This window comes from Pedobacter sp. BS3, from assembly GCF_008274585.1.
Taxonomy (GTDB): domain Bacteria; phylum Bacteroidota; class Bacteroidia; order Sphingobacteriales; family Sphingobacteriaceae; genus Hufsiella_A.
In genome coordinates, this window is the sequence record NZ_VTRT01000001.1 from 1190025 (window position 1) to 1206440 (window position 16416).

At 44.7% G+C, this 16416-nt stretch carries 15 protein-coding genes; 8 read left to right on the plus strand and 7 right to left on the minus strand.

Annotation, left to right across the window (positions count from 1 at the left end):
• Position 1 precedes the first annotated feature (1 nt).
• The 5 genes from FW774_RS04995 to FW774_RS05015 form a co-directional block, all read right to left on the minus strand.
• Positions 2–589, minus strand: a complete 588-nt coding sequence (locus tag FW774_RS04995) for a YfiR family protein (RefSeq protein ID WP_149347021.1) — start codon at positions 587–589, stop codon at positions 2–4.
• A gap of 304 nt (positions 590–893) precedes the next feature.
• Entirely contained in the window at positions 894–1814 is a 921-nt protein-coding gene (locus tag FW774_RS05000; protein WP_149347022.1) for a DUF58 domain-containing protein, read from the minus strand.
• 21 nt (positions 1815–1835) lie between these two features.
• Positions 1836–2411, minus strand: a complete 576-nt coding sequence (locus FW774_RS05005; protein WP_149347023.1) for a DUF4468 domain-containing protein — start codon at positions 2409–2411, stop codon at positions 1836–1838.
• A gap of 55 nt (positions 2412–2466) precedes the next feature.
• A complete protein-coding gene (locus FW774_RS05010; RefSeq protein WP_242457739.1) occupies positions 2467–3522 on the minus strand; it encodes an outer membrane beta-barrel protein in 1056 nt (351 codons plus the stop codon).
• A gap of 68 nt (positions 3523–3590) precedes the next feature.
• Positions 3591–4982, minus strand: a complete 1392-nt coding sequence (locus FW774_RS05015; protein ID WP_149347025.1) for an ammonium transporter — start codon at positions 4980–4982, stop codon at positions 3591–3593.
• 581 nt (positions 4983–5563) lie between these two features.
• On the opposite strand from FW774_RS05015, the gene fabG reads away from it, so the two are divergent.
• Positions 5564–6307: a 3-oxoacyl-[acyl-carrier-protein] reductase gene (gene fabG / locus FW774_RS05020; protein WP_149347026.1), complete on the plus strand. Its 744-nt coding sequence runs from the start codon at positions 5564–5566 to the stop codon at positions 6305–6307.
• Between the two features lie 412 nt (positions 6308–6719).
• Positions 6720–7193, plus strand: a complete 474-nt coding sequence (locus tag FW774_RS05025; RefSeq protein WP_149347027.1) for a ribonuclease H-like YkuK family protein — start codon at positions 6720–6722, stop codon at positions 7191–7193.
• Positions 7194–7365: 172 nt separating this feature from the next.
• Here the strand turns inward: FW774_RS05025 and FW774_RS05030 are convergent, their stop codons facing one another.
• On the minus strand, positions 7366–7977 hold the full coding sequence (locus tag FW774_RS05030; RefSeq protein WP_187774810.1) for a SprT-like domain-containing protein: 612 nt from the start codon (positions 7975–7977) through the stop codon (positions 7366–7368).
• Positions 7978–8178: 201 nt separating this feature from the next.
• Between FW774_RS05030 and FW774_RS05035 the strand changes: the two genes are divergently transcribed.
• The 3 genes from FW774_RS05035 (at position 8179) to FW774_RS05045 (ending at position 10457) form a co-directional block, all read left to right on the plus strand.
• Positions 8179–9333, plus strand: a complete 1155-nt coding sequence (locus tag FW774_RS05035) for an LLM class flavin-dependent oxidoreductase (protein ID WP_149347028.1) — start codon at positions 8179–8181, stop codon at positions 9331–9333.
• 79 nt (positions 9334–9412) lie between these two features.
• Complete coding sequence (locus FW774_RS05040) at positions 9413–9619, plus strand: DUF2281 domain-containing protein (protein WP_187774811.1); 207 nt, start codon at positions 9413–9415, stop codon at positions 9617–9619.
• 121 nt (positions 9620–9740) lie between these two features.
• A complete protein-coding gene (locus FW774_RS05045) occupies positions 9741–10457 on the plus strand; it encodes a DsbA family protein (protein ID WP_149347030.1) in 717 nt (238 codons plus the stop codon).
• A gap of 242 nt (positions 10458–10699) precedes the next feature.
• Here FW774_RS05045 and FW774_RS05050 read toward each other — a convergent pair whose 3' ends face one another.
• Positions 10700–12628, minus strand: a complete 1929-nt coding sequence (locus FW774_RS05050; protein ID WP_149347031.1) for a beta-galactosidase trimerization domain-containing protein — start codon at positions 12626–12628, stop codon at positions 10700–10702.
• A gap of 331 nt (positions 12629–12959) precedes the next feature.
• Between FW774_RS05050 and FW774_RS05055 the strand changes: the two genes are divergently transcribed.
• From FW774_RS05055 to FW774_RS05065, 3 genes are all read left to right on the plus strand, one after another.
• A complete protein-coding gene (locus tag FW774_RS05055) occupies positions 12960–13709 on the plus strand; it encodes a glycosyltransferase family 2 protein (protein ID WP_149347032.1) in 750 nt (249 codons plus the stop codon).
• A 167-nt stretch (positions 13710–13876) separates the two neighbouring features.
• Complete coding sequence (locus FW774_RS05060) at positions 13877–14380, plus strand: hypothetical protein (RefSeq protein WP_149347033.1); 504 nt, start codon at positions 13877–13879, stop codon at positions 14378–14380.
• A 137-nt stretch (positions 14381–14517) separates the two neighbouring features.
• Positions 14518–16323 carry a DNA polymerase III subunit gamma/tau gene (locus FW774_RS05065; RefSeq protein WP_149347034.1) on the plus strand — a complete coding sequence of 602 codons (1806 nt, stop codon included), beginning with the start codon at positions 14518–14520 and terminating at the stop codon, positions 16321–16323.
• The last annotated feature ends 93 nt before the right edge of the window (positions 16324–16416 follow it).

Sequence of the window (16416 nt, forward strand, 5' to 3'; positions counted from 1 at the left end):
GTTAATTCTGCAAATTATAAACCTTCGCAACGTTAAGTAGTTTGGAACTTATCTCTAATTGTGCTGCTTTGACGGCCGCAGCGTTAATTTCGAACCGGATTTTATTTCTCTCGGTATAAAAGCGTATCATGCCGCCCCATTTTAAAAAGTTATCGGCATTGCCTACCGTTAAAACATTTTTCTGGCTCATGGCCGATATGGCTTCCTTTATTTTTGCACCTTCATTTAAATTTATGAAAAGCAGGTGGCAATTATCAATATCTTTTCGTGCAGCATAATGTTGAACAATAATAGGATGCCCGTTAACTGTCTCGCCCGATACAATTTCCTGCAGGTAAGTACCAAAGGGATTTTTGCCTGCAATACCAATGATGAACGGCTCATCCGGAGAATCAAAGGCATCAGGCGGCCAATCAATAAACCTGGTGAAATTATACAGGAAGGCCGCTTTGACCTGGTATTCCGGAGCAGGCTTAACCTGTGCGTAAGTATATGGCGAAGTGGTGTAAAGATAACATGCAAGCGCAATGCACACTTTTAAAACAATGGAACGAATAGGAAATTTATCTGTTATCTTATTTCTCAACATTCCAATATAAAATCTTATAGAACCATCCCCACTGATTACCTCAAAAGTAAATCTTTATTTTTCTAATTTATCACAATAGGCTCTTTGTAACAAAGTTTTTTACTCTTTGTTCCACTGGCTACTCAAAAAAGCCTTTTGGACGACAATATCTATCAGCAGAATAAGATTTCTATCGAATAGCTTAAGCCCCGGTACATATTAATAAATAATGACAGCTTATTTCTGGTAACCGTTTCCCATAATTTGTGTTAATATCAGCTTGGATTCTCTACGGGAGAATGGCGAAAAGGTTTCCTTTATATTTTTATCCCATTTTTGCCCGCTTAATTAAATAATTATGCAGTACAGGATAAAAACCCTGGTTAATATCGGCATGAACCAGGTCGATATGGTATTGAGCGCATTTTAATTCCAGCTCTTTCTGGTACGCGGTCATTTGGTTAATATAGTGCTCACGAACCTGCAACGGGTTTATTTTCAGGTCTTCGCCCGATTCCATATCGATAAAATGATGAGGGCGGTTTTCAAATTCCAGATTCTGCTCCTTGGCAGCATCGGTTACGTTGAATAAAATGACTTCGTGCTTATTGTATTTCAGGTGCTGCAAAGCCGAAAAGATGTCCGTCAGGCTATCCCGGCCGGTTCCCGGTTGCAGCCAATCGCTAAACACCACAATAAGCGAACGTTTATGAACCTGTTCGGCAACCTGGTGCAGCACAGCGGCCACCGATGTTTTTTGATGAAGGTCTGTTTGCCGCATTAATTTTTCCAGCTCGGCAAACAGGTATTTCTGGTGCGTTACGGTCGATTTTGCAGCGGTTGATAGCGTGATATGATCGGTAAAGGTGGTCAAGCCGAAGGCATCACGCTGTTTTTGTAGCAGGTAAACCAGTGCCGCAGCCGCATAAACAGAAAACAGCAGTTTGTTATATCTCTTTTCGGGGAAATACATGGACGAAGAAGCATCAAGCACCAGCTGGCACCGCAGGTTGGTTTCCTCTTCAAAACGCTTTACAAACAGCCGGTCTGTACGGCCATATAGTTTCCAATCGATATTTTTAACAGAATCGCCGGTATTGTATAACCGATGCTCGGCAAATTCAACCGAAAACCCATGAAACGGACTTTTATGCAAACCAGTAATAAAACCCTCAACTACCTGCCGGGCAAGCAGGTCAAGGTTTCCGAAATCCTGAAGGTCTTTATACGTAGCTAAATTTTCCATTGTATTGGTTCGGCACGCAAATTACCATTTTTCGGGAATTGCTTTTTTGCCGGAATCCACCCGCGACGCTTTTTTTGCTGCCAGCATGACCTCCTTTAAACGTGCCGCCACCTTATTACATTGTATTTCTGTTGAAGAAATATAGCCTTTCCATTCGGCAGCGTCCAGCTTGGTGGGTATTTTTTCAAGCGGATAACTGTTCCCCGCCGGAACAAAGTTACCGTAACGATTACGCATGTACGGGCTAATTACAAAATCGGTTAGCCAGTACCGGTATTTTCCATTTTTTATTTCGAGGGTCATAGTGTAGGCAACTTCGGCGCTGGGATGTGTTACAAAGGATGCGGTTTTACTTAGAACAAGTTTCCCCTTGCCATGGAAAGAGGTATCGGCTTCCGATTTACTCAATTTAAGGTCTTTTTTCTGCTGCCTGAAAAATTGCTTCGCATGACTCGCCAAACTATCCGCCGAAAGTCCGGGAGCTTCAATTACCTGGTAAAACAGATATTTCCCCTCGGCGCTCATGGTTAGCGTTCCGGATTGTGCCCACGCATTCACGCTGAAAAGCACAAAAAGTAAAAACAACAATTGCTTCATAAAAAATAAAAAGCCGCCTGCAATTACAGACGGCTTAAAGTTATGTTAATAAATCTTAAAACGCGTAAACCGCAGCTAATGAAAACTGTGCAGCCGATTTGGTTGCAGAGCCATTGCTCTTAAAGAACATGTTGGCAGAACCGTTATCTAGTCTTACTTCAGGGATAAAGGTCAATCCGCCGGCTTTTAAGTTAGCCGATAAGGTTACGGCAAACACTGATTCATCGGGAACTACACCGGCAAACGACAAGGCTGTAGCGCCGCTTTTAGCCTTAAAGTATTCGCCTCTTACACCTAAGCCAATATTCGGAGTAAAGAAGTTTTGCAGGTACAGGGCAGCGCCGGTAAATCCGCCATCTTCAGCATCTGATTTTGAGAAATCAGCCGCATTTAAACCTACCTTGAATGATTCAGTTACCTGGTAGGAAGTGGTCAGGTCAAACTCCGTTCCATAGCCACCGTAACCATCGCCGCCGGTAATTACATTCAGGTAAGCGGTCCAGTCCTTAACCGGAGCTACCATAAGCTGTGCCCCTACGCTTGATACACCGCGTGTTGCCGTATAGGCATTCCACTCGTTAAATAAACCCACCATCAGGCTTACCTTATCTGAGAAAGCATAGGTGCCCTTGATGCCTGCATTCTGGAACGGGCCGCTGGAGAACAAGTAAGAGGTGGAGTAATTAAAATTAGCTGTGGGTGAAATTACTTCGTATCCTACAAAAGTACCCATAAAACCGGCAGTCATGCTGAATTTATCCGTGAACGCGTAGTTTACGTACAGGTTCTGGATGTGGAAAGAATTACCGCCGTTAGCGGCTGCTCCGTCACCGGGAAGAAGCGACTGGTATTGTCCGCGAGGGCCGAAAGACAGCTCACCCACGAAAGAAGCTTTACCGGTAGACTTCTTCAGGGCAAGATCGATCATACCTAATGAAACGGAATTCTGGTCTGTTGCAAAGCTGGTAGCAATGTTAGGTGTTTTCTGAAAATCGTATTTGTAATACGTATCTACAGAACCTGAGATTTCAAGCGGCGCTGAATCCTGTGCATTAGCGACAAACACGGAACCTGCAGCAAAAGCTGCCATAAAAGTAAACTTTCTGATCATTTCCATAATTTTTAAGGTTAAATAAAGTTTGATTGTATGAGTTAAAGTTTGATTGTGGTGAATAGCTGTTAAAACGTCTCTGCCAGTACGTCTCCTTTCTCGTTAACAAGTAACGTTTCTGTGTGAACCGCGTAAGTTTCATCGTGCTGACTGGCGTCCAGTCCTATCTCTTCGTCTTCAGACGATACGCGGATAGGCTCTATGAGGTTGATCAGCTTAAAGATCAGGTATGATACGGTAAAGCTGTAGGCTACAACGATCAGCATGGCCTTTAACTGTGTGAAAAAGAATGCTGCGTTGCCATATAATAACCCGTTGTTGCCGCCTGAGTTAACGGTTACAGTAGCAAAAACGCCGGTTAGCAGCATACCTACTATACCGCCAAGCCCGTGACATGGAAATACATCCAATGTATCGTCTACGGTAGATTTATGTTTATAGGCTACCGCGATATTTGAAATGAGGGCCGCAAAGACACCGATGAAGATACTCTGAGGAACCGCCACAAAACCTGCAGCTGGTGTAATGGCAACCAAACCCACAACCGCACCAATACAGAAGCCAAGCACAGATGGCTTTTTGCCTTTCATTACATCAAAAAACATCCACGATAACCCGGCAGAGGCGGCAGCGGTATTGGTGGTAGCAAAAGCGGATACTGAAAGTGCATTAGCGCCCAACGCAGAACCGGCGTTGAAACCGAACCAGCCAAACCATAACAAACTTGTACCTATTAATACATAAGGAATGTTTGCCGGTGGAATTTCTTTATTTTCAAGATGGGCTTTACGACGTTTCAGTACTAAAGCGCCTGCCAGGGCTGCACATCCGGCGGAAATATGCACCACGGTACCTCCAGCGAAATCGAGCACACCCCATTTAAAGAAGATACCATCCGGATGCCAGGTAGCGTGAGCCAGCGGCGCATACACCAACAACCCAAACAGCACAATGAATAAAATATAAGAAGTAAAGCGAACGCGTTCGGCTACAGCACCAACCACTAATCCCGGCGTGATAATAGCAAACATGAGCTGAAACAAAGCGAACAATGCCAATGGAATTGTTGGCGCTAAGCTCCAGGGCCCGCCTGACATTACTCCTTTAAAGAACATAAATGTTGATGGATCGCCGATAAGCCCTAATCCGCCCAGATCTTTACCAAAACACAGGCTGAAACCTACCACTACCCACAATACGCTTACAACTCCGGCGGCAACTACACTCTTTATCATGGTAGAAAGCACATTTTTACGGTGAACCATACCACCATAAAAAAATGCCAGGCCAGGCGTCATGATGAAAACCAGGGCCGTTGCCACAATTATCCAGGCAATGTCGGCGCTATTGTATTTCCCCTCGCCATTGAATGTGGGTAACGATGGCACAAACACAGAAGCCAACGCTACTACAGACAGAATCAAAAATGGCACTACTCTTTTTAATGTTAATCTTGACATATCAATATGTTTTCAGATAATTATTGATTAATTTTTTACGAATTACGAATATTTAAATGAAAAATCATAGAAAATTATCAATTTTTTCATTGATTATTTTAAAAACATACATTTTTTTAGAATAAAACACATAAATAACCGAAATTATTCTAAAAACAACATCAAAAAATTACATCAATTAATATTTATAATTTTAACATTTATAGCATTTTCAATAAAAAAATAATACAAAATCTCCACTTTATTGACTGTAAAATCAAAAAAACACAATTACACAAGACATTAAACATGAAAAAACTATCAAAAAAATATAAAATACATATTACATAATAGATAATAAAACAGCATATATTTCAACGATAAAATCCCCAAAAACACCATATAACCAAAAATAAAAACAAAAATCCTCCAATTTTTCATTCATTTTAACTCCATAAGTATTAAAACGCAGTATATTCATTGGAATACATAAAAATTAGGATGGGAACTGCCGGTATCATTACAGTAAAAGATTCTGACCACATCTGCCAAAGTTTTACTCAAAAAGTTTAATATTTGCAGATACCAGAAAACAGCATAGCATGAAATTATTAGAAGGAAAAATAGCATTAATAACAGGGGCATCGAAAGGCATAGGACGGAAGATAGCAGAGAAATTTATTGAACACGGAGCCCAGGTTGCATTTACTTATTTATCATCGGTAGAAAAAGGCCAGGCCCTGGAGCAGGAGCTTGCAGCAACCGGCATTAAAGTAAAGGGATACCGGTCTGATGCCTCTAAGTTTGACGAGGCTGAAAAACTGATAAACGATGTTGTAGCTGATTTTGGCAGCATCGACATTGTAGTTAATAACGCAGGCATCACCAAAGATGGTCTGCTGATGCGCATGACCGAAGAAAACTGGGATGAGGTGCTCGACGTAAACCTGAAATCGGTTTTTAACGTTACCAAGGCTGCTTCTAAAATTATGATGAAGAACCGTAAAGGTGTATTTGTTAATATGAGCTCGGTGGTTGGCGTTCAGGGTAATGCCGGACAGGCAAACTATGCGGCCTCAAAAGCAGGCATTATCGGGTTCTCCAAATCGGTTGCCAAAGAGCTAGGCTCAAGAAACATACGTGCCAATGTAGTGGCGCCCGGGTTTATCCGCACAGAAATGACTGATGTGCTGGATGTTAAAGTTGTAGAAGGCTGGACTCAGAATATCCCGCTTAAACGGGCAGGCGAAACTGAAGACGTAGCTAATGTATGCGTATTCCTGGCATCGGACATGAGCGCCTACGTTACCGGGCAGGTTATACCGGTTTGCGGCGGAATGCTGTAGGAAGTGGAAAAGTGAAAAGTTGAAAAATCGATGGCGCTCGTTTGCAATACCTTTAAGTTCAACGCAGACAGCGTTCCGAACTGTCTGCGTTGGTTGAATACAAGCGAGCGCTAACAAGTTACATTATATCTGTAATACAGCTTCGATGGCGCTCGTTTGTAATGAGTGCCTCATAATACGGCGTTTATAACGCCGCAGATTACGTAGTATCCGTTTTGTAAACGAGCGCTAACAGGGTTATTAACGGAATCAAAAACCTTGGTGGATTTGCAGGATAAATCACTTGATGTTAATATGTTAACAAAAAAACAATGTATTGGTTATTTATAAACGTATATCTTTATAAGACCTAAAAATAATGCTTTAATTCAAGCGATTTTTTTTAAGGTCATTCACTTTAACCTCAACTAATATGACCTGGAAAAAATTTAGCGGCGAAATCCTCAAAACGCCTATCCATCAGGAAGTAGAACAAGCCATTGAACGCGAATACCGCTTAGGCAATAAGCTGAAAGTGTGTATCGGTACCGACTCTCAGGTAAAAGGTAGCCTGATCGATTTTGCTACGGTAATTGTATTTCTGCGTGAGCAGAAAGGCGGTTTCATGTTCATCCACCAGGAGCGTATCGCCCGCAAAATGACCATCAAAGAACGCATGCTTACCGAAGTGCAGAAATCTATTGAAACAGCCTACTCGCTGTGCGATCTGCTTGACATTTATGATGTAGACCTGGAAGTTCATGCCGATATCAATACCAACCCGATGTTCAAGTCTAACCAGGCACTGCACGAAGCTATGGGATATATCCTAAGCATGGGTTTTGTATTTAAAGCCAAACCCGAAGCCTTTGCCAGCTCGGCTTGCGCCAATAAGATAGTGCAATAGTAGCTTAACTAATTGTTGGTATCAGGTATAGCGAGCAGAAGGGGTGAGCTTCCGGGCTTTTTAGCGCTGCCTGTGCAACTTTGTTGAGTTTCCAATAAATTACATGCAGTTAAACTTGACGAGGTAGGCGAATGATTGGGAGCTTCCCGTAGTACGGGACTTAACTTCTGAATTAACCTGTTACCAAAAACACCTCGGCCAGCGGGTTAAACAGGTAAATATTTCCGGTTTTAACCTCAACGCAACGATAACGCTTTTTAATGCGTTCGCCTTTCTTAAATACACGTCCGTTTTTTAGTGTAAACAATGCATGCAGTGCCACACGCTCTACCGTGAACACGTTTTCTGCACGCTTATCATAACGCTGTAACGCTCTGAACAAATTTGCATCGCTGCAACTGGAAGCAGCCGGGTTTTGCAGGTAAGCACGTATTGCCCGGTGAATATCTTCCGGGAAAACTTCCATTTCAAAAAAAGGAACCATCATCCGCTTAAAGTTAGCTTTCCACTCAGTGCCGTGCGGTTTTACCAGGCTTTTATGCTCATTCCAGGTATGCAAATGGGCAAACTCATGTACCGTGGTTACCAAAAAAGCATACGGATTCAGGTTATAATTCACAGAAATACGATGCCCCTTTCCCTGTTGCGGTGGACGGTAATCGCCGAATTTGCTGTTACGTCCCCGCGAAACCTTGAACTCACATTTAAAATAATCTATCCAGCGGGCAATCAGTGGCGCCGCTTTTTCGGGCATATATTTAGAGAGAATAGCTACTTTATCCACACAAAACAGTTGTTATCAAAAATAAATATTTATCAGGTAAACCAAACAAGCAAGATGTTATCTGTATAAATACGCTGATTTAAAGCTGCTTAGCTTAAATCTCCGGCCAATTCAAATTATTTATCTTTCTAAAATTAATTTCATATCGGTTACCTAACCTGGTATTTTTTGACGAATTTTAGCACAGCTAACATTAACCTTATGGAACCGATAACTATCCGGACAGAACAACGCGTTGCAGAAATTTCATGGTTCTGCGATCTTTGCGGCGGCGACACCCAATACCTGGGTATACTTGACAATGCCCGTCGAAGCAATTATGCCCATGCCCGCGAAATTCTTCTCACAGCCGAGCAATCGGGATATAAAAATATCCTGCTGCCATCCTCGTACACCGTAGGTCAGGATGTGCTTACGTTTGCCTCGGCCATTGCACCGCAAACAACTACCATTAATTTGCTAACAGCCATCCGTTGCGGCGAGTTATACCCGCCCATGCTGGCCAGAACCATAGCTACGCTGGATCATATTCTGAAAGGCCGGTTAACCATCAATATCATTAATTCTGACCTTCCGGGGCTGAAAGAGGATGCCGGACTGCGCTACCAACGGTGCGCCGAAACCATAGAAATTCTGAAACAAGGCTGGCAAAACGACCGAATCGTTCATCATGGCGAGGTATACCAGCATATCGACCTTTCATCAGACCCTGTTAAACCTTACCAGCAAAATGGCGGGCCGCTGTTATATTTTGGCGGCATTTCTGAAGGTGCACGGGAGGTTTGTGCCAAATATTGCGATGTTTTCCTGATGTGGCCCGAAACGGAAGACCGCCTGTACGAAACCATGAAGGATATGAGCGCCCGGGCCGCCAGGTATGGTCGCAAACTGGATTTTGGCCTGCGGGTGCATGTTATTGTACGTGAAAGCGAAAGCGAGGCTATCGAGTACAGCCGGTATATTATGTCAAAGTACAATGAGCAGGAGGGCCTCAAACTGAAAAACCGGGCGCAGGATGCCGCTTCGCTGGGTGTGCTACGGCAGAATGAGCTTCGTGAGCTGGCCGATAAGGATGGCTTTGTAGAGCCCCTGTTATGGACAGGTATTGGCAAAGCCCGTTCGGGATGCGGGGCTGCCATCGTAGGCAATCCCGACCAGATCATTCAGAAACTGAACCGCTATATGGATATGGGCATGCGTTCATTTATCCTTTCGGGATACCCTTTGCTGGAAGAAAGCCGGCTTTTTGCGAAATACGTTTTGCCACAGCTGCCTAACGTGTCTATGCCGGTGCTGCAAAACAGGATTCCGGCAACTACGCCGGAAACGCCGTTAACTACAGCACCATTGAAGTAAAATTTGCGAGATCCATCTATCTAAATATTCAAATAAGTGTGAATATTTTTCATTTTTTTTGTTTTAAACAATGTTCTTTATGACTGATATACAGTTATATACTAAAATAGCTAATCTGTCTGGCAGACTAAAATCAGAGGTTTCAGATTATATTGATTTTTTAAAATATAGATCAAATAAGAAAACCAATACACCAGCTAAAAGAATTGCCGGCAAAGCTAAAGGATTAATAACCATGAAGGATAATTTTGACGATCCGGTACAAGGATCCGAAGCATATATGTGATGGATCTTTTACTTGACTCTCATACAAATCGTCTGGTTTATCACTGAAAGTGGCATATTGATAAACCTCTTTTTACATCTCCCAAACCAAAGTCGGTTACATAAGCTGTAGCTTTGCAGTTATGAAAGTAGAAATCTGGTCGGATGTAATGTGCCCGTTCTGCTATATCGGCAAACGGCACTTCGAGCAAGCCCTCGAAACACTTCCTTTTAAGAATGAAATCACTGTGGAATGGAAAAGCTTTCAGCTTAACCCGGAATATAAAAACACTAGCGGCGAGAGCCTGTATGAATACCTGGCCAAAAGTAAAGGCATTTCTGTAGAACAGGCCAAAGCCATGACCTCGCAGGTTGCCGGTATGGCCAATGCAGCAGGATTAAAAATCGACTTTGCGCATAACATTCCGGCCAATTCATTTAATGCGCACCGGATCATTCACCTGGCAGCCAAACATAGCTTACAGGATAAGGCTGAGGAAGCATTCTTCAACGCTCATTTTGTGCAGAACCTGGATGTTGATAAGCCGGATGTTCTCTTACAGGTTGCCACTGAAATCGGCTTAGATAAAGATGAAACAGCCGCATTATTAAGCGGGGATGAATTTGCTGATGCCGTACGGTATGACCAGTACGAAGCGCAAAACCTGGGCATTCGTGGTGTACCGTATTTTGTACTCGACCGTAAATACGGCATTTCGGGAGCCCAGCCGGTTGATATGTTTACCCAGGCGCTTACACAAAGCTTTACCGAATGGAAAGCCACACAACCACAAACCAAACTTACCTCCTTAGGTTCACAAAACGGTGCGAACTGTGATGAAAACGGCTGCGCTTTGTAATTGTCCGGCATTGTTCTGATTGCCCTATCCCTTGGTCTGTCCCCAACAGACCAACATTTATTCGTTCCGGCTTGCCGGGGGAAAAGAGAAGTTTCGTGAAGACACGAAACCTGGAGTTTCGTAGCCGGAGGCTTAAGTGTAGAACGACGAAGCCGGCGCTTCGCCCGATCGCTACCATACACTTATGCTTCTTGTAAATTTATAACCCTATAACCTCCTTAACCTCAGCCTCAACCTTGTCCTCAACCCCATTCCACAACCAATGTTTCTTCCGGGTAAATGGTAATTATTGTACCCTGAATACTTCCGCCCTTGTTGGCATAAAATATCCGGTTGTTGCCATAAGGTGGCCTTACAAGAACTTCTGCGGTACGCTGCTCGCCGGACTTGTTGATAATAACCGTTATATAAGTGCTGCCGGAGACAAGGGTTTTCATCAGCATGCCTTTTTGAAACTCCCGGAAACGGAAAGAAACTTGTTGCAATATTTCAGCCGTTTCCTGTTCCAGCAAGGCAGCCAGTGGCCGGTAATTGCGTTCGATCCGGGCTCCCAACCCCAGGAGCGCTGTTGTCCAGAAAACTTCTCCATCGCCATAGCGGTTTCTCAGGGCTATAGGCACATCATGATATGTTGCCACCACAGTTCCGGTGTCCGGCCGGATAGTCCCCAGCCAGGCATGCGCCGGAAGGCTTACCGGCGGCTGATTAAAGGTAACGGTAAACCGGTTGGCCGTGTATTTAAACTCGCTGACCCGGCCGCCCAGTAGCTCTTGCAGAGGACAGGCCTTCAGTATACAAAAGGCATGTTCGTTGTAATAGCCGGTCAAACCATCGGCAATAAGTTTACCGCCTTTGGCCACAAAATGCACTATGGATTGCCAGTATGACGAAGGCAGGGCGATGGTATGTGGCAGGATCAGCGCCTGGTTCCGGTAGCTGTCTTTTGAAAAGTCAAATTCCCGGATCTCCTTCAGGTTCGCCTGAACACCCAGCTGGCTCAGCGTTTCGAAATAGGCTAATGCCGACTGCATCACGCCGCCCGGGCGCCGGGCCTCGTCCGATGCATCTACGGGAGAAAACCGGGCCTCTATCCATAACGACTCACGGGTGTAGAGGATATGAATGCCTGATTCATCCGTGCGGGCACAGGCAAACAGATCAGCATGTGTATTGACGAGTCCGGCAATTTCACCCGCAGCCTGCATCCTGTCCGATGGCTCGTTCTGGTAATTGAGCATAGCCCATTCGCCTGCTTCCATGCCCGACATGCGGGGGTTGAGGCACCAGAAAATGGCGCCTTTGCTTTCGGTAGCCAGGCAGGCCCAAAGCCACTGGCTGATCTCTTCCTGTGTAGGGCAAAATATATCGCGACTGCCACTGTAGGTCATATTTCCACCGGTAAGTTCTGTCATGAACCAGGGAATTGTTCCGGCGCCGGAGCGGATGATCTCGCTGTTAGCCGATACAGCCAGGGCATATTCAGAACGGTTGAAGTATCCGAAATGCCAGCCTGGATGGGCTGATCCGCCTAAGCTGCTCAGGAAGCTGCGCCAGGCAGGAAAGTCGTATTCAGCAACGTTCGAAAAGATCTGATGATTGTTAACGTGTATGGGCTTGTGAGGATCATACTTGCGGATCTCGTCTGTAAGCCAGGCCAGGAACCAGGTATTATGATCCAGTAAAAAACGTTCTTCGTCAAAATGCAGGTACGGGTAGCCGAGATCGTTATACAGGGTGTCCGGTTGTTGCTGCTTCCATGCTGCAAATTTTTGCCCGGTCAGTGGACTTTGCGGTAATTTGCCGGCTCCCGGTTCATTGACAGGCACCCAGCCGTACAGGGCAGGGAAATCTTTAAAGTGATTGACTACCTGTTCAATGTATAGAGCGATACGTTGCAGATGGGCCTCATCATCGGGAAATTTGAAGCCGCCGATATCGGTAAAATCCGTAGCCGGGAACAGGTTGGCATAAACTCGTATGCCGTATTTTCCGGCCAGGATAAAGGCCCGGTCAAACAGGCTGAAATCCCAGCTTCCGCCAGGTTGGTGCATGTAGCTTTCAAACATCCGGATGCGGGTGACCGTCAGGTGATGCGCTTGCAGGCGTTGAAACCAGGTTTCGGTTTCAGCTTCCGTTTGTCCCGGCTCAATAAATATCTCGGCTCCGATCATGGCAATTTATTTTACCGTATTAAGCGATGCAGTGTATGTTTTGTTTGTTGTTAATTTCGATTGGTTGATTTATTAATGTGTGTCTGTCAGCTTACAAGAAAGGCACACACGATGCGCCAGCGAGGGCCGTTATTTGTCTTGGTAAGCCATAAACTCATAAACCTATAACCTTCTCAACCTTATCCTTGTACTCAACCTTTCCCAACTCGTTATTCGTTAACCGGTAATGTCTAAACTTATAAACCCATAACCTCCTCAACCTTATCCTTAATCTTAATAAAGGCGCCGGGTTTTTACTTTTAACTTTTTACTTTTGGCTTATTCAGTTTGTATGAAAATATCCCTTATCACGGTAACCTACAATGCGCAGGCTTTCCTGGAACATAGCCTGCAATCGGTTATGGCGCAGGATTACGGTGATGTGGAATATATTGTAATTGACGGAAGATCAACGGATAATACCCTGCAGATCATCAACCATTATCGCGATAGCGTTGATATCCTGGTTTCGGAACCGGATAACGGGATGTACGATGCCCTGAATAAAGGGATCAGCCTGGCTACGGGCGATGTAGTTGGCGTACTGCATGCCGATGATTATTTTGCCGGCCCGCAGGTGATCAGCAGAATTGCGGATACGTTTAAGGCCAGCGCCGCCGATATTGTTTACGGTAACCTGGATTATGTTCATCCGCAGAACAGCGATAAAGTTGTGCGTAAATGGCGTAGCAAACCCTACAGTAAGGGAATGTTTGACTGGGGCTGGATGCCGGCACATCCTACTTTTTATGCCCGCCGGGATTTATTTACCCGGTATGGCGCTTATAAGCCCGGCTTTGGCAGTGCTGCCGATTATGAGCTGATGCTGCGGTTTATCCATAAGCATGAAGCCTGTACGGTATTCCTGCCCGAGGTGATCGTAAAAATGCGTACCGGGGGAATGAGCAACAGTTCGGTTAAAAATCGCGTAAGCGCCAACAAAGCAGATCTGGAAGCAATGCGTATCAACGGGATACGATTTCCACGCATAACAGCTCTTTTAAAACCATTGCGTAAATTACCCCAGTTTTTTAGGGTTTAGTGCCAGGCTCATAATGAGCTGTCACTATCCCGCATAAGGTGGGACAAATAGCGTGGTTTATTTTTAAAAAGTTTAAACAGATTCTATATGCAAACCGTCTTGTAACTCGTTATTACCTTGTTGATTTTAAATGTTAACTGTTTTTACGTTTTGACTTCATATTAGTTATGAGAAAATTGATCATTTTAATGCTGGCAGGATTCCTGTTTGCCTGTAATAACAACCCGCAGGTAAAAGAACAACAGCAGGTTGAGCAGCCATCGTATGATACCAACCGGGCTCTTGGTCCGATAAATTTTGATATTTCGCCGCAGGAATATCCGGCCAAAGTACCCGGAACTTATATGCAGGTAGGCAGTTACCGTTATGAATTGCAGCCGGGGTTTTCTAAAGCGGGGAAATTAACAGTATTAAGACTGCGCTCTTTATCCGAGTCGGCAGATAGAGTACAAAGTAAATTGTTTAACCAGATGCAGAATTTACTTTCGGTATTAAAAACAGAGAACGGAGCGCCAACGGAAGATGCCGGCTTCCCGGATTTTAAAACGATGAAGAACGGTAGCACAGCCTGGAATTATACCTGGGAAAATCAGCCTAAAACCATTCATTTAGGACTTGAAAGGATAGCATCAGACGAGTATCGTGTGATCTGTGCGATAGAAAAGAAGTAAGATGCCGGAATTGGCTGCGACAGTTTCTGCATTTTTACCGGCAGAATAGCGGAAGCTGCCATCCAGGGCGCCCGACCGTATAACAAACCAACTGTCCAAACTTTCAACTCATCCTGAAAAGCATTACCTTCGTTGCGATGGAAAATTTTATTGTTTCGGCCCGCAAGTATCGCCCGGTAACGTTCGAAAGCGTTGTTGGCCAGCAACATATTACCAACACGCTTAAAAATGCCATTAAAAATAATCAGCTGGCACAGGCATTTTTATTCTGCGGTCCGCGGGGTGTAGGTAAAACCACCTGTGCCCGTATCCTGGCAAAAACCATCAACTGCCAGAATCTTTCCGCGAACATTGAACCCTGTGGCCAGTGCGATTCCTGCCGTTCCTTTCAGAATGGTAATTCCTTTAATATCCATGAGCTGGATGCAGCATCAAATAACTCGGTAGATGATATCCGCAGCCTCATTGAGCAGGTGCGCATACCTCCGCAAGCCGGTAAATATAAAATTTACATTATTGACGAGGTTCACATGCTGTCGCAGGCGGCGTTCAATGCCTTTTTGAAAACGCTGGAAGAGCCGCCCAACTATGCCATTTTCATTCTGGCAACAACCGAAAAGCATAAAATACTGCCAACCATATTATCCCGTTGCCAGATATTTGACTTCAACCGTATTCGTGTAGAGGATATGGCGGCGCACCTGGCATCGATAGCGAATAAAGAGAATGTAAATTTCGACCAGGACGGGTTGCACCTCATCGCCCAAAAAGCTGATGGCGGCTTGCGTGATGCACTTTCCATGTTCGACCAGATCGTGAGCTTCTCAAACCGGAATGTTACCTACAAATCGGTTATCGATAACCTGAACATCCTGGATTACGATTATTATTTCCGGATAACCGATGCGTTGCTGGCGCAGGATGTAGCCGGGGCGCTGGTAATTTTTGATGATATCCTGGCCAACGGTTTTGACGGCAATCATTTTATCAATGGTCTGGCATCGCATTTCAGGAATTTGCTGGTAGGTAAAGATCCGGCCACGCTTAAATTACTGGAGGTGAGCGAAGGTATTCGCCAGAAGTATTTACAGCAGTCGCAGGCCGTTTCGGTATCGTTTCTGCTTTCTGCGCTCAGCATTGCCAACCAGTGCGATTTAAATTATAAGCTGAGCAAAAATCAGCGGTTACAGGTTGAGCTTTCGCTGATAAAAATGTGTCACATTGCATCAGCCTTAGACTTAACGGTTTCTGACGAAGCCCTAAAAAAAAAACCTGATGCAGTAGCTCCGAAACCGGAGCCGCAGCCAGTTAAGGAGCAGGCTGCTCCCGTTCAGGAAACCCAGCCGCCGCTTCCGGTAGTGAAAGAGCCGGAGCCTGTTTATGCGGCTACAAACAATCAGCCTGAAAAACCTTCGGAAGCCACCTCCCTGGAAGTAACGGCTGTTAAGCCCAAAATAGTTATTCAGAAACCTAACCTTTCGGCAGCGCCTTCTATTATCCCAAACCTGAATGACCTGACGTCGAATACGGGCCCACAGGCCTCGGATGAACCGCAATACATCATCGGCGAAAATCGCAATCCCTTTACACAGGATGAATTTCTGAAACTCTGGAACCAGTACGCCAACCAGGCCAAGGAGCAGGCTAAGCTGAATTTGTTTACCCTGATGACAGCCAATGCACCGGTTTTGAAAGAGGATTTTATCATTGAGGTATGTATTGAGAATAAGATACAGGAGAACCTGCTGCTCAATGAGAAGATCGACCTGCTGAACTTTCTCCGGGTAAAACTGCAGAATTTCGCTATTGATGTTATTCCCAGGCAGGTAGAACAAACCGTTAAAAAGCGGTTGTATACCTCTACCGAAAAATACCAGCACATGGTTGAGAAAAACCCTGTGCTGGAAGAATTCCGGAAGCGGTTTAACTTAGGGTTGGAGTAAATTCTATGGTGTAAGCTCCGGCTTAGTATGATTACTTAAACCTTCTGGCTAAAAGACCTAAGGGTGACTCAAAAGTCAGCAAAACCATCAATT

Coding starts and splice junctions, on each gene's coding strand:
- FW774_RS04995 (WP_149347021.1), bottom strand. CDS start 589: ATGTTGAGAAATAAGATAACAGATAAATTTCCTATTCGTTCCATTGTT.
- FW774_RS05000 (WP_149347022.1), bottom strand. CDS start 1,814: ATGGAAAATTTAGCTACGTATAAAGACCTTCAGGATTTCGGAAACCTT.
- FW774_RS05005 (WP_149347023.1), bottom strand. CDS start 2,411: ATGAAGCAATTGTTGTTTTTACTTTTTGTGCTTTTCAGCGTGAATGCG.
- FW774_RS05010 (WP_242457739.1), bottom strand. CDS start 3,522: ATGATCAGAAAGTTTACTTTTATGGCAGCTTTTGCTGCAGGTTCCGTG.
- FW774_RS05015 (WP_149347025.1), bottom strand. CDS start 4,982: ATGTCAAGATTAACATTAAAAAGAGTAGTGCCATTTTTGATTCTGTCT.
- fabG (WP_149347026.1), top strand. CDS start 5,564: ATGAAATTATTAGAAGGAAAAATAGCATTAATAACAGGGGCATCGAAA.
- FW774_RS05025 (WP_149347027.1), top strand. CDS start 6,720: ATGACCTGGAAAAAATTTAGCGGCGAAATCCTCAAAACGCCTATCCAT.
- FW774_RS05035 (WP_149347028.1), top strand. CDS start 8,179: ATGGAACCGATAACTATCCGGACAGAACAACGCGTTGCAGAAATTTCA.
- FW774_RS05040 (WP_187774811.1), top strand. CDS start 9,413: ATGACTGATATACAGTTATATACTAAAATAGCTAATCTGTCTGGCAGA.
- FW774_RS05045 (WP_149347030.1), top strand. CDS start 9,741: ATGAAAGTAGAAATCTGGTCGGATGTAATGTGCCCGTTCTGCTATATC.
- FW774_RS05050 (WP_149347031.1), bottom strand. CDS start 12,628: ATGATCGGAGCCGAGATATTTATTGAGCCGGGACAAACGGAAGCTGAA.
- FW774_RS05055 (WP_149347032.1), top strand. CDS start 12,960: ATGAAAATATCCCTTATCACGGTAACCTACAATGCGCAGGCTTTCCTG.
- FW774_RS05060 (WP_149347033.1), top strand. CDS start 13,877: ATGAGAAAATTGATCATTTTAATGCTGGCAGGATTCCTGTTTGCCTGT.
- FW774_RS05065 (WP_149347034.1), top strand. CDS start 14,518: ATGGAAAATTTTATTGTTTCGGCCCGCAAGTATCGCCCGGTAACGTTC.